This window comes from Vagococcus vulneris, assembly GCF_003950515.1.
Classification (GTDB): domain Bacteria; phylum Bacillota; class Bacilli; order Lactobacillales; family Vagococcaceae; genus Vagococcus; species Vagococcus vulneris.
In genome coordinates, this window is record NZ_NGJS01000003.1 from 107218 (window position 1) to 129560 (window position 22343).

Annotated in this window: 19 protein-coding genes and 1 pseudogene; 14 read left to right on the plus strand and 6 right to left on the minus strand. The window is 34.5% G+C overall.

What is annotated here, in order from left to right:
• Nucleotides 1-4 precede the first annotated feature (4 nt).
• Both CBF37_RS03600 and CBF37_RS03605 read right to left on the minus strand, forming a co-directional pair.
• A pseudogene (locus CBF37_RS03600) lies at nt 5-319 on the minus strand (transposase); the annotation flags it as partial.
• Nucleotides 310-507 carry a transposase gene (locus CBF37_RS03605; protein WP_125983353.1) on the minus strand — a complete coding sequence of 66 codons (198 nt, stop codon included), beginning with the start codon at nt 505-507 and terminating at the stop codon, nt 310-312. The pseudogene CBF37_RS03600 and the gene CBF37_RS03605, both read right to left, overlap by 10 nt.
• 174 nt (nt 508-681) lie before the next feature.
• On the opposite strand from CBF37_RS03605, the gene CBF37_RS03610 reads away from it, so the two are divergent.
• From CBF37_RS03610 to CBF37_RS03650, 10 genes are all read left to right on the plus strand, one after another.
• Nucleotides 682-2043, plus strand: coding sequence for an SIR2 family protein (locus CBF37_RS03610; protein ID WP_165866623.1), 1362 nt, complete (start codon nt 682-684; stop codon nt 2041-2043).
• Nucleotides 2044-2345: 302 nt separating this feature from the next.
• Entirely contained in the window at nt 2346-2873 is a 528-nt protein-coding gene (locus CBF37_RS03615; RefSeq protein ID WP_125983355.1) for a hypothetical protein, read from the plus strand.
• A 125-nt stretch (nt 2874-2998) separates the two neighbouring features.
• Nucleotides 2999-3166, plus strand: a complete 168-nt coding sequence (locus CBF37_RS11600) for a hypothetical protein (protein WP_165866624.1) — start codon at nt 2999-3001, stop codon at nt 3164-3166.
• Between the two features lie 98 nt (nt 3167-3264).
• On the plus strand, nt 3265-3630 hold the full coding sequence (locus tag CBF37_RS03620) for a hypothetical protein (RefSeq protein ID WP_125983356.1): 366 nt from the start codon (nt 3265-3267) through the stop codon (nt 3628-3630).
• A gap of 359 nt (nt 3631-3989) precedes the next feature.
• On the plus strand, nt 3990-5324 hold the full coding sequence (locus tag CBF37_RS03625) for an FtsK/SpoIIIE domain-containing protein (protein WP_240626656.1): 1335 nt from the start codon (nt 3990-3992) through the stop codon (nt 5322-5324).
• Between the two features lie 153 nt (nt 5325-5477).
• Nucleotides 5478-5813: a hypothetical protein gene (locus tag CBF37_RS03630; RefSeq protein WP_125983413.1), complete on the plus strand. Its 336-nt coding sequence runs from the start codon at nt 5478-5480 to the stop codon at nt 5811-5813.
• Between the two features lie 148 nt (nt 5814-5961).
• Nucleotides 5962-6939, plus strand: a complete 978-nt coding sequence (locus CBF37_RS03635) for a Replication initiation protein (protein ID WP_125983357.1) — start codon at nt 5962-5964, stop codon at nt 6937-6939.
• Nucleotides 6940-6969: 30 nt separating this feature from the next.
• On the plus strand, nt 6970-7242 hold the full coding sequence (locus CBF37_RS03640; RefSeq protein ID WP_125983358.1) for a hypothetical protein: 273 nt from the start codon (nt 6970-6972) through the stop codon (nt 7240-7242).
• Nucleotides 7243-7289: 47 nt separating this feature from the next.
• Nucleotides 7290-7484, plus strand: coding sequence for a DUF3173 family protein (locus CBF37_RS03645; protein WP_125983359.1), 195 nt, complete (start codon nt 7290-7292; stop codon nt 7482-7484).
• A complete protein-coding gene (locus tag CBF37_RS03650) occupies nt 7477-8676 on the plus strand; it encodes a tyrosine-type recombinase/integrase (RefSeq protein WP_125983360.1) in 1200 nt (399 codons plus the stop codon). Before CBF37_RS03645 ends, CBF37_RS03650 begins: the two co-directional genes overlap by 8 nt.
• A 14-nt stretch (nt 8677-8690) precedes the next feature.
• On the opposite strand, the gene CBF37_RS03655 is transcribed toward CBF37_RS03650, so the two are convergent.
• From CBF37_RS03655 to CBF37_RS03670, 4 genes are all read right to left on the minus strand, one after another.
• Nucleotides 8691-10301 (minus strand): KAP family P-loop NTPase fold protein, encoded by a 1611-nt coding sequence (locus CBF37_RS03655; protein ID WP_125983361.1) that lies wholly within the window; start codon nt 10299-10301, stop codon nt 8691-8693.
• Nucleotides 10302-10415: 114 nt separating this feature from the next.
• A complete protein-coding gene (gene guaA / locus CBF37_RS03660) occupies nt 10416-11963 on the minus strand; it encodes a glutamine-hydrolyzing GMP synthase (RefSeq protein ID WP_420824159.1) in 1548 nt (515 codons plus the stop codon).
• A 40-nt stretch (nt 11964-12003) separates the two neighbouring features.
• Complete coding sequence (gene coaA, locus CBF37_RS03665; protein ID WP_125983363.1) at nt 12004-12927, minus strand: type I pantothenate kinase; 924 nt, start codon at nt 12925-12927, stop codon at nt 12004-12006.
• Nucleotides 12928-12951: 24 nt separating this feature from the next.
• Nucleotides 12952-13485 carry an acyl-CoA thioesterase gene (locus CBF37_RS03670; protein WP_125983364.1) on the minus strand — a complete coding sequence of 178 codons (534 nt, stop codon included), beginning with the start codon at nt 13483-13485 and terminating at the stop codon, nt 12952-12954.
• 103 nt (nt 13486-13588) lie between these two features.
• Here CBF37_RS03670 and CBF37_RS03675 point away from each other — a divergent pair, with 103 nt between their 5' ends.
• The 4 genes from CBF37_RS03675 (at nt 13589) to rpoC (ending at nt 22291) form a co-directional block, all read left to right on the plus strand.
• The gene (locus CBF37_RS03675) at nt 13589-14149 is read left to right on the plus strand and encodes an SGNH/GDSL hydrolase family protein (protein WP_165866625.1); all 561 of its coding nucleotides are present in this window, start codon (nt 13589-13591) and stop codon (nt 14147-14149) included.
• Nucleotides 14150-14153: 4 nt separating this feature from the next.
• On the plus strand, nt 14154-14756 hold the full coding sequence (locus CBF37_RS03680; RefSeq protein WP_125983366.1) for a class I SAM-dependent methyltransferase: 603 nt from the start codon (nt 14154-14156) through the stop codon (nt 14754-14756).
• Nucleotides 14757-15035: 279 nt separating this feature from the next.
• Nucleotides 15036-18611: a DNA-directed RNA polymerase subunit beta gene (rpoB, locus tag CBF37_RS03685; RefSeq protein WP_165866626.1), complete on the plus strand. Its 3576-nt coding sequence runs from the start codon at nt 15036-15038 to the stop codon at nt 18609-18611.
• A 32-nt stretch (nt 18612-18643) separates the two neighbouring features.
• Nucleotides 18644-22291, plus strand: a complete 3648-nt coding sequence (gene rpoC, locus CBF37_RS03690; RefSeq protein WP_125983368.1) for a DNA-directed RNA polymerase subunit beta' — start codon at nt 18644-18646, stop codon at nt 22289-22291.
• The last annotated feature ends 52 nt before the right edge of the window (nt 22292-22343 follow it).

Below are 22343 nucleotides of genomic sequence, written 5' to 3' on the forward strand. Positions count from 1 at the left end.
ACAGTTAAGCCATTCTAAACTTTTCTTGTGTTTCAAATTCATGTGGTGTTAAGTAGTTAATCGAACTATGGACTCGATTACGGTTATAAAATCCCTCAATATAACAAAATAAGGCGTGATTGGCTTCTTCAAAATCTAAATAGCTTGTTGTGTAAACTTCTTCTTTCTTTAATGACGCATGAAACGATTCAATCCCTGCATTATCATAAGGCATTCCTTTACGACTATAGGAATGTCTTATTTTATTTGTTGCTAACCATTCTTCATATTCGAAAGAGGTATATTGGCTACCTAAATCAGTATGTAGAATCATTCCTTCTGGAATGTCATAAATTCGGCTGCTTCTTTTCCAGTCAATCCAGTGGATTGATTGGGTACATATAAATTTTTCCATTTATAAATAGTTGCTTCAGATATGCCATATTCTTTCGCTAAAAAGCGAACTGAACGTCCAGTTTGATTAAGTTCTACAATCATTCGTTTAAAATCTTCTTCGTATCGGGTCATAAAAAATCATCCTCTCGTAGATAAGTTTAATATATTCTTGTCTCTACGAAAAGTTGTCTAAGATTTGATACTAACACCAACATATAAAGGAAATGAAAAATCTACAGTCATAATACTTTTTCTATGATATATTGTTTAAAAAGAGAAATTTCTAAACTAAAGGAGTTGGTAATTATGAAAAAAATAATAGGTGCAGTTAATTGTGGATGTTTTATGTGCAAAAATAATAATAGTTTTGAGATGCCTAATGAAATTATTGAATCAGTTAAAAAAAATGAATTAGTGTTATTTTGTGGAGCTGGGATAAGTACAGAATCAAAAACGGTTTTGCCTACATCTTTTTACATGGATATATTGACTTTCTTAAATAACGAATATAGTTTAAATTTAGATACAGATATTGCTTTCTCAGAATTGATGAGTAAGTTTTGTAGTACCGTTCCTAATGGAAGAAAACAATTAATAAGAAAAATAAATGAACGTTTTGACAGGATTCAGTCATTTCCAGAACTATATAATTCTGCTACCAGCTTTCATAAAGAGGTTTCGAAAATCCCTCAGATCAAAACTATTGTAACTACTAATTGGGATGATTACTTTGAAAAAGAATGCTTGGCCACTTCTATTGTAGATAATAAAGATGTAGCATTATGGAATACTTTTGACCGAAGAGTATTTAAGGTTCATGGATCAATAAATAATATTGGATCAATCGTGGCTACAACTAATGACTATGATAAATGCTACGAAAGATTGTCTAATGAGCCAATAGGCGATCGTTTAAAAACTCTACTTGGAAGTAATTGTGTAGTTTTTATAGGTTTTTCTTTTGGTGATGAAGACTTGAATAAAATTATTGATATACTTTCTGAAAGATTAGATGATTTTGCTAATCAGTTTTATTTAGTAACAGTTGACAGATCATGGGAAAATAATAGAGATTCTCGCATTATTCCAATAATAACTGATGGCCAGTTTTTTATTCATTCTCTACGAAATATACTCATAGAAGAAGGACACCTTGTAGAAGATGACATATATGATTTTGCAAGATACGCAAGCCAAGTTGCTTCAGATTTTCATACAGATTGGCTTAATGAAATTGATAATTTTAATGAAAAACTTGCTTCTTTTCCAGAGATAATATTATCAATAGCATATCAAGATGGAGTAATACATGCGTACCAAAGATGTTATGCAAATAGGCAAAAAGGTGATTACTTGATTCCGGGCTATTTAAGTAAAATAGTAGTTTCATATCACAATTTAGTAGATCAACATGAAAAGAATAAAAATTATTTGCAAATGTATTACGATTTAGGTTATCTGGATGGACTGATTAATTTAGAAAAATTTTTGGAAACAAATAACCACTTGATACCACCATTGTTTATTTATGAAGGTGAAAATTTTGCTACGGAAAAAGAACTATTTGATTTTATAGTAGCTAATAGAAACTCTGAAATGCACCAGTATTTAAAAGAGATAAGTGTACCAAATGATACAATTCCTCATTTTTATCCTTGGTATTGTTAAGGTTGGTTGCAAAATGGTTGCAATTACAAAAAAAGAACCGTGAAATCCTTTATTATCAAAGGATTTCACGGTTTCTTTAACTATTCCCACTCCACTCGGACACTAAAATAGATAAAGCTAAATAAAGCTATGTAAACAGATTAAAGGAAAAGTAAATCCTTTAAATATACAAAAGATTATGTATGTTCTTTGTAAGGGTGCCCGTTTTGGTGTCCGTTTAAAAATTAGTAGGTTAATAATTTATTTGTGATATTTACTAGTTTTAATGTCCATGGTACAATAAAATATAAGAGGTGATATTAATGGATTATTTTCAAGCAAGAATTTCAAGAGAAACAGCTTGTTTTTTTGAAATGTTAAAAAATAAATACGAAATAGAATCAAATAGCAATTTTACCCAAGCTGCTGTTATTTCTAGAGCTGTAGAAGAAGTATCTGCCATAAATGATTGGGAAAAGATAATCAATGATACAACTACAGTTAAAATAAAAACTGATGTTGAAATTACTGATAAAGATTTAAGGATTAGAGTTCAAATAAGCCCTCAAATTAAAATTTCTATTGAGAACTATAAATATTTTTTTCCTCAATTTGTAGGAACAAGAAGCGTTACTTTAGGTGTAACATTACATCATATTTTTAAAGGAGCTCTTTTAATTAGAGAGAACCCAAGCTTAGTTAACCCAGTTGTAGATGATATTGATGATATATTCGCAAATGGAGAAGCTAAAATGTTAGATTTGATTGCACCAATTAATAGAGAAATATTTAAAAATATATTTAGTGAAATGAAAAATGATGTTAAGAATAAACAGAAGGTTCTCAAATAGAGGCCTTTTTTTTTACTTCAAAAAAAACATTTCAATGTCCGAGTACAATAAAATTTGACTTCTATTTTTTTAATGGTATTATTATGTCAAAGGACATTAAAATTAAAAAGTAAGGAGGTGTTTGAATGAGCTATGAAACAAGCGAAGGTAAAGAAATAAAAATTATAGAGATTGAGATTTCTGAGTTGATACTATTATTTAATAAATATTCAAAACAACTACCTTATGAACTGCTATCTGTGCTAGACAATTTAGAGTATGACTTGGTCAATATAGGAACAGTAAAGGAGTAGTAATTAATGAATATTGATGTGAAAAATCGTTCTCCAAATTTATAGAGAAAGATTAAGGAATAGAAGAATATATTAATAAACGAAAGTGAGAGATTGGAATGAAAAATAATAATTGGTTAGATGTCATGCTTAAACAAGTAGGGGTAAGCAAAGGCGATTTAGTAAATATTTTGGACAATGAAGAAGTAATGCGTGCTCTTCAAAGAAAAAAATTTGATGAATCAGTAGAATTTGAGTTAGATGAGATTTCTGATAGTTTTTTTAGAGATAATTGTAAGTTAAAAGCAGTATCTGTTTTGAGGAAGAAATTAGCAGAACATCTTATCATTGCTGCTTATTGCTTAAGATATCGTAAAACAGGCGAAAGTTTACTAGAGCGCATGATTAAAAATCCGAGTTGGCCGTATAATCCGCAGATGTATATTTGGGTACCGCTACCGAAATATATTGTGGTTGAAGATTAATTAAAAAAAATCAGGGCTAGTAAAATAGCCCTGTGTTAAAAGGAGAAAGGTGTTTATGAGTTGTTTGAAAAGATATTTTTTAAATTTTATAGGAACAGCTTGCTTATATTTTTTGTTTTATTTTGTATTGAATGAATGGAGCCGAAATTATGTATTTTCATTTAAGGAAACAATTATCTTCTTAAATCCAAGTTTTATATACAAAGCTTATTACTTATCATGGAATAAAATATATCTAATTTTCGGTATATTTTTATTATTCTTTCTAACATTTTTCTGTCTGTTTGATTGGTTAATAAGAAAAATTAACCAGAAAAGGAAAGAGCAAGAAGTTATAAATTTTATAGATGGTATTGCTAATGAATAGTTTTAGAAATAAAGTAAGTAGTTTTTTTCAGCCTAAAGATTGGATACTAGTGGAGTACCCCAAAGAACCTAAAATACGAGGATTGATATTGTTAATCCTATTTTTAACAATGAATTTCTATTTTTGGAAATCAATTGGTCAAATAGTTCCTATAATTCCTTATTTTCTAATGATTTATTTAGATGTAAAAATAATTCAAGTGTTTATTAAATCAAAAAATCAAGGTAATAGAGAATTAGAAAATAAGATTAGGTATATCATTCATAGCAATAAGCTCTACGATGAAGAAAATTTCAGTGAAGTTAGAGAAAATAAGAGAATAGTAAGTAAAAAAGAAATTACCCGCGTAATACGAATTTGGTACAAAGAAACAGAAGAAAAAATTTTTCTGAGTATTGAAAGGAACGGGGACAGATTTACGACAAAAGCTACAGAAATCACTGAATTTATTACATCAGGAATTGGATTAGAGCATGAGGAAACAGTTGTTAATATTGATTATGTGGACTTAACATACATGAAAAAACGTCCCAAAAGATTGCATGTAACCAATTCATATAAAGAGCAAATCAATAAAAGTCTTAATATAAACTTTGGCTATGGTATAAATTACTCTCCAGTAGACTGTCCTCATATTTTAGTATCAGGAGGAACAGGAAGTGGGAAAAGTATTTTTATTAGTTTCTTGATAATTGAACTATTAAAAAGGAATTCCAATTTATATATTGCAGACCCTAAAAATTCAGATTTAGGGAGTTTGTCGCACTATTTAGGCATTGAAAGAGTAGCAACAACACCAAACAATATAGCTCGTATTGTAAGGCTTGCTGTGGAGGAAATGAAAAAACGATATGAATATATGAATGATACTAAAAATTTTATATATGGTTCGAATTTTGCAGACCATGGATTTAAGCCTGTGTGGATTTTATTTGATGAAATGGGAGCTTTTCAAGCTAATGCAACAGATAAAAAATCAAAAGAGGTAGTTAGTGAAGTGATGGACGGAATAAAACAAATCATATTGCTTGGACGACAATCAGGGGTTTTTTGCTTGATTTCAGCCCAACAGATGTCAGCAAATACATTAAATACAGATTTACGTGATAATTTAGGATTGCGAATTAGTTTAGGGAGTAATTCACAAGAAGGGTATAGAATGGTATTTGGTTCAGCTGTTCCCGAGATAATACCACCCATTGAAGTGAAAGGTTCAGGATTGTTGTATATGCAAGGAAGTGGGAAAGAATCAGCACAGTATTGGGAATCTCCCTATGTTGATATGAAGAAATTTGATTTTATAGAAGAGTTAAAAAAATATATTTAAAAGAAATAACAGTACCGTAAGATTTTTAATTGAAGAGTGCTTTTCTCTTCAATTAAAATATGAGGTCATCGGCGGTTTGGGTGCCGACTTAACCCAGTCGGATTGAAAATCCGAAGGAAAATAAAAATAGAAAGAGGTAATTTGATAATGGCAATTGAAGTAAATGATTTTTTAGACGTAACACTTTTAGGGAATAAATTTGTAGCAGTAAAAGGATATGAACCTGTACTAGATAGAGAGACAGGTGCAATTACTGATTACCGAGTTAATTTATCTTTACAAGATGAGGGTTCAAAATTTTATTATGAAATGATTAGTGTGAAGGTTAAAACAACAAATCCGACTGTATCAGTTGAACAAATGAAAACAAATAAAGTATGTGATGTTGAACCAGTGGGGCTTAATATGGGACAGTTTAATGGGAAAATTTGGATGACTTGTGATGATATTTTGCCAGTTAATTCTGTAAAGAAAGACCCAAAAATTTAGTAACTAATATCTTTTACAATACTTAATTTATTACAGCAATATCTGCCACGGCGGAGCCTAGTGGCAAGTGGGCGTGATATTGCTGTATTAAATTTTAGTAGTGTAACGAGCATAGCGAGTTTTAAACTAATAGTTTGGGGGAATGAAATTGAGTGAAGAAAAAGAACTGGCTCTATCTAACAGCCAGTTAGAGTATCATAATTCGAACCTCAAAGTTAAAGTTGAAGAAAATTCAGTACAACTTTCAGATTACATAGTAAAATTTGGCTATCTTGGTTGTTATATTGATAGATTGACGATTGTTGGGAATTTAACGGAACAGCTAGAAAATATTTTACTAGATTACAATTCTGAAATTAAATATTATCATTCGAATTTTTTTAAAGGTCAATTATTTGCTGAAAGTGAAGGGAATTTTTTTATTGAACATGATTTAGAAAAAGCTCGTAAAATGGGAATTAGAGATTTTCGTTTAGAATTTAACCCAAGATTATCTAGGCAAGAACAAATGGAATTTATAGAAAGGCTTGTTATACCTAATTTAAATAATGTATCAATATCCCGAATAGATATAGCATTTGATTTTGAAAGAGATTTATCAAATTATGTAATTGATAAGGCGATTAGTAGACGAGTATATTTTGGTAAAGATAATAAAATTGAGACAATTTATTGGGGTTCGCCAAAAAGTGAGTATCAAATCCGTATGTATGATAAATATAAGGAGAGAAAGAAAAAAGGTACTGATTACGACAAATTTTACTATGGAAGCTTTGATTGCTATTGGAGAATGGAATTTCAGTTGAATGGTTCAAAATTTATTGAAAAGCAAATTAGAAATGATTTTCATGTGTTGCAAGAAACAAAAATTACTAAAAGAAATTATGCAGTGCAAGATTTATCAACACAAGAACAAATTTTTTTATTTGTTAAGGATAAATCACCAGAATTATTTTCTCAGCTTGGAAAAGCTTCGAAAGCTAAATATAACAAATTAGCTAAAGATATCAGTGAAGTGGATTTAAGTGATGGCTTTAGAATAGCAATACAAAACATTGAGTATTGTTATGATGTACCTCAAAAGGTCAATTTAGTAGATTTTTGCAAAAAAATTTTGGGAGATTAGTATTAATAAAAAAAAATTGGAGGTTTTTTGATGAAACTTAAATATATTTGCGAGAATTGTGACAGAACGGAGATATACGACAATCCTCAAGTTGCATTTGATTTAGGTTGGGATTATCCACCTAAAATGTATGAATTTAAGATGATAAGTCCCAGAACATGTCCGGATTGTTCAATAGACACAACTATTTGGTGGGCAGTAATGCTTGAAAATAAAACTTTATCCGAACTTTCAGACAAACAAAAAGTATGTTTAAAAAGAATATTGAATGAGCCAGAAAGTATTATTGTTGAAGAAAACTAGTCATTCAAAGAAATATAGACATTAATAGAAAAGTGAGGTTCTTGTATATGACGACAGTGAATAAAGATGACCTAATAGCTTTAGGATTCCCCAAGTCAACAGCTCAATCTATTATTAGACAAGCTAAAGTAATGTTAGTAGCAGAAGGGAAAACATTATATTTAAATAAAAGGCTTGGGGTAGTTCCTAAAAAACAAGTTGAAGAAATCATTGGTGTAAAGTTTGGTAACTTAAATGAGTAAAAATGAGAGAACGAGAAAAACGAAATACACAGGAGTATATCAAAACTTAAATAATAGGACTTTTGGTTATAGAGTGAAGCTAGGAACAGATAGAGCGACAGGGAAATCCATAACGGAACATCGTAGAGGTTTTAGAACTGCAAGCGAAGCGCATGAAGCAAGAACAGCAGTGTTGAAGAAAAAGCATGATTTAGGTGCATTAACCAATGCTCACATGCTTTATGAACAGTTCATGGATAAATACTATATTCCAGAATATAGAAATGGTGTAGAGCCTTCTACGTGGAAATCTAGGGAAGGTGTTTTACTTGAATTAAAAGAGGTGTTTGGGAAAAAGAAACCAAGAGATATTACAACTTTAGATATTTTAGATTATAAAAATAAATTATTGGAAAAACACTCGCAGAATTATGCTCGTTTAAAGTTCGGAATGTTTTCACGTTCTTTGAAGCATGCTAAAAAACATGGATTGCTAAAAGAGAATTTAGTTGAAATTGTGGAAGGTATACCGAAAAAGAAACCCGAAGTAGATTTTTGGACAAAAGAAGAATTTGAAAAAGTAATTGAAACATTCAATATAAAAGATTTTTATGAGCATATGTCATTTACAATGATTTTTATGTATTATATGACAGGGTTACGTGTAAATGAGCTGACAGCATTATATTGGGATGATATTGATTTTATTAATGCTCAAATTAAGGTTTATCATAATTTAGATTTTACAAACAGTGATGTTTGGACGAGAAAAGCTAAAATGAAAACTGAAGCAGGTAGAAGAATAATTTCATTAGATAAAGATACCATATCTATTTTAAGAGAATGGAAAAAACATCAAGAATTTATAGGGAAATATGATTTTGTTATTTCTTATACGGGTGCACCATTAGGAAAGTCAACAATAAATAGGATTGTGAGAAGACATGCTAGATTGGCGCATGTAAAGGAAATACAACCAAAGGGATTAAGACATAGTCATGCGAGTTTACTAATAAATGAGCTAAATGCTAATCCCTTAGCTGTACAAAAGCGATTGGGCCATTCGGATATTCAAATAACATTAGGAACATATTCTCATCTATATCCAACGATAGATAGAGAAGTAGCAGATAATTTAAATGGTTTAATCAGGATTAAAACACTAGATAAGAGTTTAATGGATTGGAATGGCAATCAGTATATTTCAAAATAATTTACATAAATTATCTAGTATTTTGTATATTTTAAAATCTTATTGATTTCACTTATATTTCTATTAAGTGTTTCTATATTTATATCTGGTAATAATTTTATAGTTAATTTCAATAGGTCATCTGAAAAGTCATTAGTTATTACTTTCCGTAATTGATATGAATTTAATTTTGAAAATTGAGTTCGATCTATTATTCCCTTTTTTAAATTATCAAAAATAGAAAAATAGTATTGTAATATGAGAACAATTGAAAATTCAGAGTAACAAAAATTTGTAAATTCCTTATGGTATATTAGTGATAAGTCAAGAAGTTTTTTTACTTCTCTGGGGCTGATTTCTTTAATATTTGATATAAAATCTATCAATTTACTTAAGTCATTTATATCATTCTCAGTAGAGATACCTTCTAAAAGTGAATTTACGTAATTTTTGTAGGATATTACTGAGGGAAGTGTGAAAAATAAGTTGATATATTTTTCAACAAACTCCACTCCTATATTATTGTTAGGGTTCTGTTCTGTCTCTGAAATTCTTGCTACTGCAGGATATACTATATTAGGATTAAATGAAAAAATAAAAATTATTCCTGGAATATCTATGAAAGCATCAATTGAAGAGAAGAAATTTTTTATCGTTTCTTCAGAACATCTATCAAGTTCATCAATCATGATTACAATATTTTTCTGATTAGTTTTTTTTGTTATAATTAAATCTTTGAAAATAGCCAGTTCAGTTCTGACATTATCTCTAGTTCCCAAAAGTTTTCTATAATCAGGGTATTTGAGTTGTTTTAATAGCTGTTCATTTCTTGAAACAAAATATTTTTCTAATGACTGATATGATTTTTTTATAGATTCTAATGCTATGTAGCCAACACCAGTGCTTATTACTGCCAAGAAAGATTGTAAAATAGGATTAGTCTTTGAAAAATCTTTAATTGACATTAAAAAGAATGTTAACAAAATAACAAGAATTAATATAGTGAATAAAGGCATGAAAATAAGTGAGAGTTCTTTTTTTTCTTTTAATACTTTACGAATAAATTTTACTTTTTGTGAAAATTCATTCCCATTAGATAAGTATTTGTTTGAAACAGTGGAAAGAAGAGAATACCAAATTTGTTCTTGGTCGTCATATTGAGAAGCATCAAAATTAATAACAGTATCACTAGGTTCTAGGTTCTTTTTTATTAGATTAAGAAAAGTAGTTTTCCCACTCCCCCATTCTCCTAAAATACCGATACTTAAATTAGAATCCTGTTTTTGTTCCTTAATTAAATTAGCTAAATTTTGAGCTAATTTATCTCTTTCCAGAGAATCAGAATTAATTACTTTTGTAGAATTTTTAACTATATTAGTTAAATTTTCCTCTAAAAAAATATCTCTTTTTATATTACCGAGTTCTTCTTGAACTCTATTTAATTGTTGCACTTTGCGATTATATTCGATTTCTTGAGGATGTTGATTTTGTTGTTTGATATATTCCTCATAACCATCGTCAAATGAAGGTTCATCGAAGGGCCCAAAAAGAAACTCTTCTAAATTAGAAATTTCATTGTTCAGTTCTTTTTCTTTAGCTTCCAAAGATGTAATTAAAGATTTTTGCTCACTAGTATTATCGTTCAATTTTTCATACTCCTTTTACCGTATATAATACGTTATAGTTACCAAAGAAGGTACCAAATAAAAGAAAAAAGCCTAGGAAAGCTGAATTAACAACACCTAGGCTTTCTATTTATACTATTCCCACTCAACAGTTGCAGGTGGTTTGCTCGTAATATCATACACGATACGGTTGACGTGAGCCACTTCGTTCACGATACGAACTGAGATTTTTTGCAGTAATTCCCAATCAATACGAGCGAAGTCGGCAGTCATACCGTCGATTGAAGTAATGGCACGGATACCGATAGTGTAGTCGTAAGTTCGACCGTCACCCATAACACCCACTGAACGAATTCCCGGTAAGACTGTGAAGTATTGCCAGATATCGCGGTCTAAACCGGCGTTAGCAATTTCTTCGCGTAAGATAGCATCGCTGTCGCGTACAATCTCTAATTTTTCATCAGTAATTTCACCGATGACACGGATACCTAGACCAGGTCCAGGGAATGGTTGACGCCAAACGATTGAATCCGGCATGCCCAACTCAGTACCTAAAGCGCGAACTTCATCTTTAAATAATGTGTTCAAAGGTTCGATTAGTTCAAATGCCATATCTTCTGGCAGTCCGCCAACGTTATGGTGAGACTTGATAACTTCGGCAGTGTCAGTTCCGCTTTCAATAACGTCAGTATAAAGCGTACCTTGAGCTAAAAATTCGATACCGTCTAATTTAGCAGCTTCATCATCGAAGACATAGATAAATTCATTACCGATAATTTTACGTTTTTGTTCAGGATCAGAAACACCAGCTAATTTGTTCAAGAAACGTTCTTTAGCATCAACTTTAATAATATTTAAGCCGAATTTTCCGCCTAGGCTTTCCATCACTTGTTCGGCTTCGTTTTTACGGAGTAAACCGTGATCAACGAAGATACAGGTTAATTGGTCGCCGATTGCTTTTTGTAGCAAGACACCGACAACACTTGAGTCGACTCCACCAGATAGTGCAAGCAAGACTTTTTTGTCGCCGACTAAGTTGCGGATTTTATTAATTTCAATGTCGATGAAACTTTCCATTGACCAGTCGCCTTTACAGTGGCAAATATCAAAAGCAAAGTGACGTAATAAGTCATTACCAAATTCTGAGTGGCGGACTTCTGGATGGAATTGAACAGCGTACATTTGTTTAGCGTGGTTTTCCATGGCAGAAATAGGACAGTTAGGACTTGTCGCAACAACTTCAAAGCCAGCAGGAACTTCTGTGACTAAGTCGCCGTGGCTCATCCAGACTTGTTGGTGTACCGGCAGATCTTTGAATAATTCGCTTGTATTAGAAGATATATCAAGCATTGCTTTACCGTATTCTTTGCTGTCAGCACTTGAGACAGTTCCGCCTAACTTGTGTGTCATTAATTGCATACCGTAGCAAATACCTAAAATAGGGATACCTAATTCAAAAATTTCTGGGTCGATTGAGAAGCTGTCTTCATCATAAACACTGTTTGGTCCACCAGAAAAAACAATTCCTTTAGGTGCGATTGCTTTAATTTCTGCGGCAGTAATTTTATGGCTCATTAATTCTGAAAAGACACCAAACTCTCTAATGCGGCGTGTGATTAGTTGATTGTACTGGCTGCCAAAATCAAGAACGATGATTTTTTCCAAGTCTTTAAAGTCTGACATGTTGGTCAATGGTTTCACCCTATCTTTCTGTGTAGTTTAGTTAAAATTTGCGAAGGTAGATTTCGTCAATAACATGGTTCTCTTTTTTATGCATGATGACATCAGCTCGGCTTCTAGTCGGCAAAATATAATCTTCCAAATTCTTTTGGTTAATAGTCTGCCAAATATTTCGAGCAAAATGAATCGCATCGTCACGAGGACCATTCGCATAGTTATAATAATAATTAGTTTTATCATCTTTTGCAAGGTCTAATAATGCGGTGAAGCGCTCTAAATACCATTTTTCGATTTGTTTTGGATCAGCATCAACAAATATAGAGAAATCAAAGAAATCGCTGATATAGATTTGCTGATTTTGTGGAGATTGTAATACGTTAATACCTTCGACGATTAAAATATCGGGTTGTTCGATGCTTTCATACTCTCCGGGAATAATATCATAAATCTCATGAGAATATTTAGGGATTTTAAGATTATCCTCGCCGTTTTTAACAGCATTTAAAAAGTCAATTAGCCGTTCCATATCATAGCTTTCAGGAAAACCTTTGCGATTTAAAATTCCACGCTTTTCAAGTTCAGCTGTGGGGTACAAGAACCCATCAGTGGTGATCATTTGGACATGGTGTCTTTTTAAAGTGCGTGATAACATCATTTGAAGTAGTCGTGCAGTGGTGCTTTTACCGACGGCGACGCTACCTGCGATACCGATAATAAATGGAGCCGGTTGCACAAAGCGCTGCATAAATAATCCTTGTGTTAAATAAAGTGATTCATATTCTTTACGGTATAAATGAATCAAGTGTGTTAGCGGTATATAAATATCTTGCACATCTTGTAGTGATATTTGATCATTTACACTTTTTATTTCTTGTAATTCGTCATCAGTAAGAAGTGGTACGCCGTTTCGGTAAAAACTTTGCCATTCCTTACGGGATATATGGTAGTAATTTAAGGGTTCTCGCATTTTATAAGCTCCTGTATTATTTTGTTAATCGATCACCCAAGGGATGGTTAAAGAGATATGATTAGCGAACTGTTTGTTCTCCTGAAGTAAAGCTAATCGCTGCGCACGTCGTTCTTTATATCCTCTGGTGATCTCTACTTCTTCTGTTGTTTCTGGAATAACTTCTGGTACTGTTGTGAAAGAATTAGTAGGCTTTACTACAACAAAAGTCATAAAACATGTTGCAGCTAAATAGCGCTTACCATTTGTTAAATCTTCACCGATAACTTTGACAAAAACTTCCATCGATTTTGTTCCGGTTCCGGTTACATAAGATTCAATGCAAACGGAATGATTTTCTAACAAAGGGTGCAAAAAGTCTAATGAGTCTGTTGAAGCAGTCATTACATGTTGCCTTGCGTGACGAGATGCCGAAACAGATGCAGAATCGTCAATAAAGTACATTAGTTTTCCACCATACAGTGCACCGAAAGAGTTTAAATCAGCTGGAAAAATTCGATGAGTTTGAATGACACGGGATTCGCGGCACTTTTTTTGATTAAAGGTATGACTTGTCATAGTTATGTTCTCCTTTGTTTTAACGAATATCCTATTATATAATAAGGTCGTAACGATTATATCATAGATGATTTTAGATATCGAAGGTTGGGGGTCAATTTATATGAGGAAAATAATCTTATTTGGTGACAGTATAACAGCAGGATATTATGATGGTGAGATGACGCTTAAATTAAATGACCAGATTCAGCGTTATTTTCCAGATGTAGAAGTGATAAATGCTGGGATACCTGGTGATACTACTCGCCGTGCTCTAGCAAGAGTACAGCAGCATGTGATAAAGTATCACCCAGACGTAGTGACAGTATTTTTTGGCGCCAATGATGCTGCCGATGGTTCAGGTATTGACGAACATGAGTATCGTGAAAATCTCCAAACGATTATTCAAGATATTGGTGCTAACAAAATAGTTTTAGTTGGTCCTCCTTTAGTTCGTCGTATTCAGCATGAGGATGATCGTCCTTTTCGTCGGTTAAATGAGTATAATGGTATAGCGAAGGAATTAGCTATTTTAAATCAGATACCCTTTGTGGATTTATTCAGTCAAATGCAAGAACAAATAAATCTGGATAACCTATGGCAAGCTGATGGACTGCATTTTTCGAATCAGGGATATCTTTTATTAGGCCGACTCTTGGCCAGTGAATTGAGAAAAAGGAGTTAACGAGATGAGTAATCATTATTTTAGCAGTAACCCGGATCAGGCACATGATCGTCAACAATGGACTTTTGAATTAGCAGGGAGAACATTTAAATTTATAACTGACAGTAACGTGTTTTCTAAAGGGACGGTTGATTATGGTTCACGGGTATTAATTAATACATTCAATGATCAAGATTTGCCGGATGGAGGTATTTTAGATGTGGGTTGTGGCTACGGACCAATTGGCTTGGCGTTAGCTGAAAAGACTGGTCGAGAAGTAGATATGGTGGATGTGAATGAACGGGCATTAGCATTAGCTGAGGAAAATGCAGTAGTGAACAACGTTAAGCATGTTTCAATTTATTCTTCTTATATATATGACGACGTGTCAAAAGAAAATTTTGCTGCCGTTGTCAGTAATCCGCCGATTCGTGCCGGAAAAGATGTCGTACATGGGATTATCAGCGGCGCACATGCTAAATTGCAGACTGGCGGAACTCTAACGATTGTTATTCAAAAAAAACAGGGAGCGCCCAGTGCAGAAAAGAAGATGTTGGAAACGTTTGGCAACGCTGAAATTGTCAAAAAAGATAAAGGTTACTATATTATTGTAAGTGAAAAAGAATAATCTGCTTAGCAGTTATTCTTTTTTTCTATTGACAATTATTGTTGTGTAGGATAAAATGGATAGTTGCAGAATGCTTTATGTTATTAACGTTAAAGGGTATGAAATATTGTCCATATTCCTTTAAAATGAATGGGAAACAAAAATAGATAGGTCATATTTGAAAGATCTGGTTCTATTTTTGGTTTTTTTTTTCCTAAAAGAGAAATATTACGTTTAATGTAACGTAATCTTAATATTTGTAATATAAAGTTATTTAAAAAACTCAGAGGGGTGACCAATTTGGCTGGACACGTAGTAAAATACGGAAAACACCGGGAAAGACGTAGCTATTCTAGAATCAGTGAAGTACTAGAATTGCCTAATTTAATTGAAATTCAAACAGATTCGTACAAATGGTTTTTGGATGAAGGCTTAAGAGAAATGTTTGAAGACATTCTTCCAATTACAGACTTTAGCGACAAATTATCATTGGAGTTTGTTGACTATGAAATGAAAGAACCTAAGTACACTGTTGAAGAAGCACGTGCTCACGATGCAAATTATTCAGCACCAATTCATGTCACATTACGTTTAGATAATCAAGTAACTGGTGAAATTAAGTCACAAGAAGTATTCTTTGGTGATTTTCCACTGATGACGGAAATGGGAACATTTATCATCAATGGTGCGGAACGTGTTGTTGTTTCTCAGTTAGTCCGTTCACCTGGAGTTTACTTTAATGGAAAAACAGAAAAGAACGGTCAAGAAGGATTTGGTACAACAATTATTCCTAACCGCGGTGCGTGGATGGAATTAGAAACAGATGCTAAAGGATTATCTTACGCACGTATCGACCGTACCCGTAAATTGCCTTTAACTGTTGTGGTTCGAGCTTTAGGTTTTGGCGATGATAGTACAATTGTAGAAATTTTTGGAGAAAGCGAAAGCCTAATCGAAACAATCTCTAAAGATGTTAAAAAGGAAACTGGTGGTACACGAGTTGAGGAAGCTTTGAAAGAAGTTTACGAACGTCTACGTCCAGGTGAACCTAAAACAGCAGAGAGTTCTCGTAACTTATTAAATGCTCGTTTCTTTGATCCAAAGCGCTATGACTTAGCAAATGTAGGTCGTTATAAAGTAAATAAAAAGTTAAGCTTAAAAACACGCTTATTAAATCAAACATTGGGTGAAACGTTAGTCGATCCTGAAACTGGTGAAATTGTTCTTGAAAAAGGGACAGTTATCACTCACTCAGTGATGGAAGATTTAGAAAGCTACTTGGATGCTGGTATTAACAATGTTACGTTCTACCCTTCAGAAGATGGTGTTGTGACGGAACCGATGACGATTCAAGTCATTAAAGTTGTGTCACCTAAAGATCCAGAACGCATTGTAAATATGATTGGTAACGGTAATTTGGATGCAACGGTTAAAACAGTTCGTCCGGCTGATATCATCGCAACAATGGGCTATTTCTTTAACTTAATGGAAGGTATCGGTAAAGTGGATGATATCGACCATTTAGGAAATCGTCGTATTCGATCAGTTGGAGAGTTGTTACAAAATCAATTTCGTATTGGTTTATCACGTATGGAGCGTGTTGTTCGTGAACGTATGTCAATTCAAGACACTGAAACATTAACACCGCAACAATTAATTAATATTCGTCCGGTTGTGGCTTCAATGAAAGAATTCTTTGGTTCTTCTCAGTTATCACAATTCATGGACCAAACAAACCCATTAGGTGAGTTGACACACAAACGTCGTCTATCAGCCTTAGGACCTGGTGGTTTAACTCGTGATCGTGCCGGATACGAAGTTCGTGACGTTCACTATTCGCATTATGGTCGTATGTGTCCGATTGAAACGCCTGAGGGACCGAACATTGGGCTAATCAACAGTTTATCAAGTTATGCCAAAGTTAATAAATACGGCTTCATTGAAACACCATATCGTCGTGTTGATCGTGAGAGTGGTCGTGTTACCGACCGTATTGATTATTTAACTGCTGACGAAGAAGATCACTATATGGTAGCGCAAGCGAACTCACCATTAAATGATGATGGAACTTTTGCTGAACCAGTTGTAATGGCTCGTTTGCAAAGTGAAAACTTAGAGGTTTCTGTTGACAAAGTTGACTACATGGACGTTTCGCCTAAACAGGTAGTTGCGGTTGCGACTTCTTGTATTCCTTTCTTGGAAAACGATGACTCTAACCGTGCCTTGATGGGTGCAAACATGCAGCGTCAAGCCGTGCCGTTAATTCAACCTCGTTCACCGCTTGTTGGGACAGGTATGGAGTATAAGGCAGCACATGACTCGGGAGCAGCTTTATTATGTAAGCATGACGGTGTTGTAGAATTCGTTGATGCTAAAGAAATTCGCGTTCGCCGCGATAACGGTGCCTTAGATAAATACAATGTGATTAAATTCCATCGTTCAAATGCTGGTACAAGTTACAACCAACGTCCAATCGTTCGCTTAGGAGAACGAGTTGAAGCAAATGATACGTTAGCTGACGGTTCTTCAATGGAAGAAGGCGAAATGGCATTAGGCCAAAACGTCTTAGTTGCCTTCATGACTTGGGAAGGCTACAACTATGAAGATGCGATTATTATGAGTCGCCGTTTAGTTAAAGATGACGTGTACACATCAATTCATATTGAAGAATATGAATCAGAAGCACGTGATACAAAATTAGGACCTGAAGAAATCACACGTGAATTACCAAACGTTGGTGAAGACGCACTAAAAGATTTAGACGAAATGGGTATTATTCGTATCGGTGCTGAAGTCGAAGACGGCGATTTATTAGTTGGTAAAGTAACACCTAAGGGTGTGACTGAATTATCAGCTGAAGAACGTTTATTACACGCTATTTTTGGTGAAAAAGCACGTGAAGTTCGTGATACATCATTACGTGTTCCTCACGGTGGCGGAGGTATTGTTCATGACGTTAAAATCTTTACTCGTGAAGGCGGCGATGAGCTAGCACCAGGTGTTAATATGTTAGTTCGCGTTTATATTGTCCAAAAACGTAAAATTCATGAAGGAGATAAGATGGCGGGTCGTCACGGTAATAAAGGGGTTGTTTCCCGTATTATGCCGGAAGAAGATATGCCGTTCTTACCTGATGGTACACCAGTTGATATCATGTTAAACCCATTAGGGGTACCTTCTCGGATGAATATCGGACAAGTATTAGAGCTTCATTTAGGTATGGCTGCTCGTTCATTGAATATTCATGTGGCAACACCAGTCTTTGATGGTGCCAATGAAGAAGATGTTTGGAGTACAGTTGAAGAAGCTGGTCTGGCACGCGATGCGAAAACAGTTCTTTATGACGGACGTACCGGTGAACCATTTGACAACCGTATTTCAGTCGGGGTTATGTATATGCTGAAACTTGCTCACATGGTTGATGATAAATTACATGCTCGTTCAATTGGACCTTATTCATTAGTAACGCAACAACCTCTTGGTGGTAAAGCACAATTTGGTGGACAACGTTTTGGTGAAATGGAAGTTTGGGCTCTTGAAGCTTACGGTGCTGCTTATACATTACAAGAAATCTTAACGTATAAATCGGATGATGTAGTTGGACGTGTGAAAACTTACGAATCAATCGTTAAGGGTGAACCAATCCAAAAACCAGGTGTTCCTGAATCATTCCGCGTATTAGTAAAAGAGTTGCAAGCACTAGGTCTAGATATGCGCGTTCTTGATGCAGAAAATCAAGAAATTGAATTGCGTGATATGGATGATGAAGACGAGGATTTAATTACAGTTGATGCTTTAGCGAAGTATGCCAAAGAGCAAGAAGAAAAAGAAAAATCTGAAAAATCGTTGAAAGATGCACAAGAAAACCAAGAGTAATGTAAAGACAAAAATGAATGGAGGGACATCTTTTGATCGATGTAAATAAATTTGAAAGTATGCAAATTGGATTAGCTTCAACTGATAAAATTAGAAGCTGGTCTTACGGTGAAGTAAAAAAACCAGAGACAATTAACTACCGTACCCTAAAACCTGAACGTGATGGTCTTTTCTGCGAACGCATTTTCGGTCCTACTAAGGACTGGGAATGTGCCTGCGGAAAATACAAACGTATTCGTTATAAAGGTATTGTCTGTGACCGTTGTGGGGTTGAAGTGACTCGTTCTAAAGTTCGTCGTGAACGTATGGGCCATATCGAATTAGCTGCTCCGGTAACACATATCTGGTATTTTAAAGGTATCCCAAGTCGTATGGGGCTTGTCTTAGATATGAGTCCGCGTGCCTTAGAAGAAATTATTTACTTTGCATCTTATGTAGTAACTGATCCTGGTGAAACATCATTAGAGAAAAAACAATTACTAACAGAACGCGAATATCGTGAAAAACGTCAACAATATGGTCAAGAATTCCAAGCAAGTATGGGTGCTGAAGCCATTAAACGTTTATTAGAAGATGTAGATTTAGAAAAAGAAGTTGTTGAATTAAAAGAAGAATTAAAAACAGCACAAGGCCAAAAAAGAACACGTGCTATCCGTCGCTTGGATATTTTAGAAGCGTTCCGTGTTTCAGGAAATAATCCTGATTGGATGGTTATGGATGTTGTGCCGATTATTCCTCCAGATTTACGTCCAATGGTTCAATTAGAAGGTGGACGTTTTGCAACAAGTGATTTGAATGATTTATATCGTCGTGTGATTAACCGTAATAACCGTTTGAAACGTTTATTAGACTTGAACGCACCTGGTATTATTGTTCAAAATGAAAAACGCATGCTACAAGAAGCAGTTGATGCGCTAATTGATAATGGTCGTCGTGGCCGTCCTGTTACTGGACCAGGTAATCGTCCATTGAAATCTTTATCTCATATGTTGAAAGGGAAACAAGGTCGTTTCCGTCAAAACTTATTGGGTAAACGTGTTGACTATTCAGGTCGTTCAGTAATCGTTGTTGGCCCGTTCTTAAAAATGTACCAATGTGGTTTACCAAAAGAAATGGCAATTGAATTATTTAAACCATTCGTCATGCACGAATTAGTTAAACGCGAAATTGCCAGCAATATTAAAAATGCTAAACGTCAAATTGAGCGTCAAGAGGATGCTGTTTGGGATGTTTTAGAAGATGTTATCAGAGAACATCCAGTATTGCTTAACCGAGCACCAACGTTACATAGACTTGGTATCCAAGCCTTTGAACCTGTTTTAGTCGAAGGCCGTGCGATTCGTCTTCACCCATTAGTGTGTGAAGCTTACAATGCCGATTTTGATGGGGACCAAATGGCCGTTCACGTACCTCTAAATGATGAAGCTCAGGCTGAAGCACGTATGTTGATGCTAGCTGCTCAAAATATCTTGAACCCTAAAGATGGAAAACCGGTTGTTACACCGTCTCAAGATATGGTCTTAGGTAACTACTATCTAACAATGGAAGGATCTGGACAACGCGGTGAAGGTATGGTCTTCCGTAATCTTGACGAAGTTGTTTTAGCGTGGCGTAACGGATATGTTCACCTGCACTCACGTATTGGTTTACAGACAAGTTCAATGCCTGAAAAACCATTTACTGATTGGCAAAGAGAGCGAATCTTGATTACAACTGCTGGTAAAGTTATCTTTAATGAAATTATGCCACCAGAATTCCCTTATTTAAATGAACCGACTGAATACAATTTAACGGTGCAGACACCAGATTCATATTTTGTTGATGCTGCAACAGATATTCCTGCTCATATTAAAGAGCAAGAATTAGTTGGCCCGTTCAAGAAGAAAAATCTTGGAAATATCATCGCTGAAGTCTTCAAACGCTTCAAGATTACTGAAACATCACGCATGTTAGATAGAATGAAAGACTTAGGTTACAAACATTCGACTTATGCTGGTATGACAGTAGGGATTGCCGATATCGTGGTCTTACATGAGAAAAAAGACATGATTGATGATGCACATAAACAAGTAGAAGTTGTAACGAAACAATTCCGTCGCGGTTTGATCACAGACGATGAACGCTATGAACGCGTAATTGGTATCTGGAATGCAACAAAAGATGCTATTCAAAATAAACTGATGGAAAGTTTAGATGCACGCAACCCAATCTTTATGATGAGTGATTCTGGTGCCCGTGGTAATATCTCAAACTTTACGCAGTTAGCCGGAATGCGTGGACTGATGGCCGCTCCAAACGGACGTATCATGGAGTTGCCGATTGTATCTAACTTCCGTGAAGGATTGACGGTCTTAGAAATGTTTATTTCCACTCACGGTGCTCGTAAAGGTATGACGGATACAGCCCTTAAAACTGCCGATTCTGGTTACTTAACTCGTCGTTTAGTTGACGTGGCGCAAGATGTGATTATTCGTGAAACTGATTGTGGGACAGATCGTGGCTTAAACATTGCTGCTCTTAAAGAGGGTAACGAAGTTATTGAAACTCTTGAAGAACGTATGATTGGACGCTACACTCGTAAGTCGGTCATTAATCCAGATACAAATGAAGAAATCATCGGTAAGAATAAATTAATTACTGAAGATATTGCTAAACAGATTGTGGATGCAGGTATTCAAGAAATTTCTATTCGTTCAGTCTTTACATGTAACACTAAGCACGGTGTATGTAAACACTGTTACGGTCGTAACTTAGCGACTGGTTCTGAAGTTGAAGTTGGGGAAGCTGTTGGTACGATTGCCGCTCAATCAATTGGTGAGCCAGGTACTCAGTTAACTATGCGTACGTTCCATACGGGAGGGGTTGCCGGTGATGATATCACTCAAGGTTTACCTCGTATCCAAGAAATTTTTGAAGCTCGTAACCCTAAAGGTCAGGCAGTTATTTCTGAAGTTGCCGGCGAAATTATAGAGATTAAAGAAGATCAAGGAAGTCGTACAAAAGAAATCACTGTTAAAGGCGAAACAGATGAACGTACTTATGAAGTACCGTATATCTCTCGTTTGAAAGTTGCTGAAGGTGATATCATTGATCGTGGGACTCCATTAACAGAAGGTTCGATTGATCCAAAACAATTATTAACAGTTAAAGATGTGTTAACTGTTGAAAATTATCTATTAAAAGAAGTACAAAAAGTTTATCGTATGCAAGGGGTAGAAATTGGCGATAAACATATCGAAGTAATGGTTCGTCAAATGCTGCGTAAAGTTCGTGTCATGGATCCTGGTGCTTCAGATATTTTACCGGGTACTTTAATGGATATTGGTGAATTTAAAGAACGTAATTACAATACTTTAGTTAGCGGTGGCACACCAGCAACAGGTCGTCCGGTCTTACTAGGTATTACTAAAGCATCACTAGAAACAAACAGTTTCTTATCTGCTGCATCATTCCAAGAAACAACTCGCGTGTTAACGGATGCTGCAATCAGAGGTAAAAAAGACCACTTATTAGGCTTGAAAGAAAATGTTATCATCGGTAAGATTATTCCTGCCGGTACTGGTATGCCGAAATACCGTAACATGGAGCCGAAAGAAGTTGGGGTAGCTAGCGAAAATGTCTACAGTATCAGTGATATTGAAGCACAAATGGCTGCTGCCGATGCTTTAAAGGATTCATAAGAATAAAAAATAAAATCACAGGATAGTTAAATGAAACTATCCTGTGATTTTT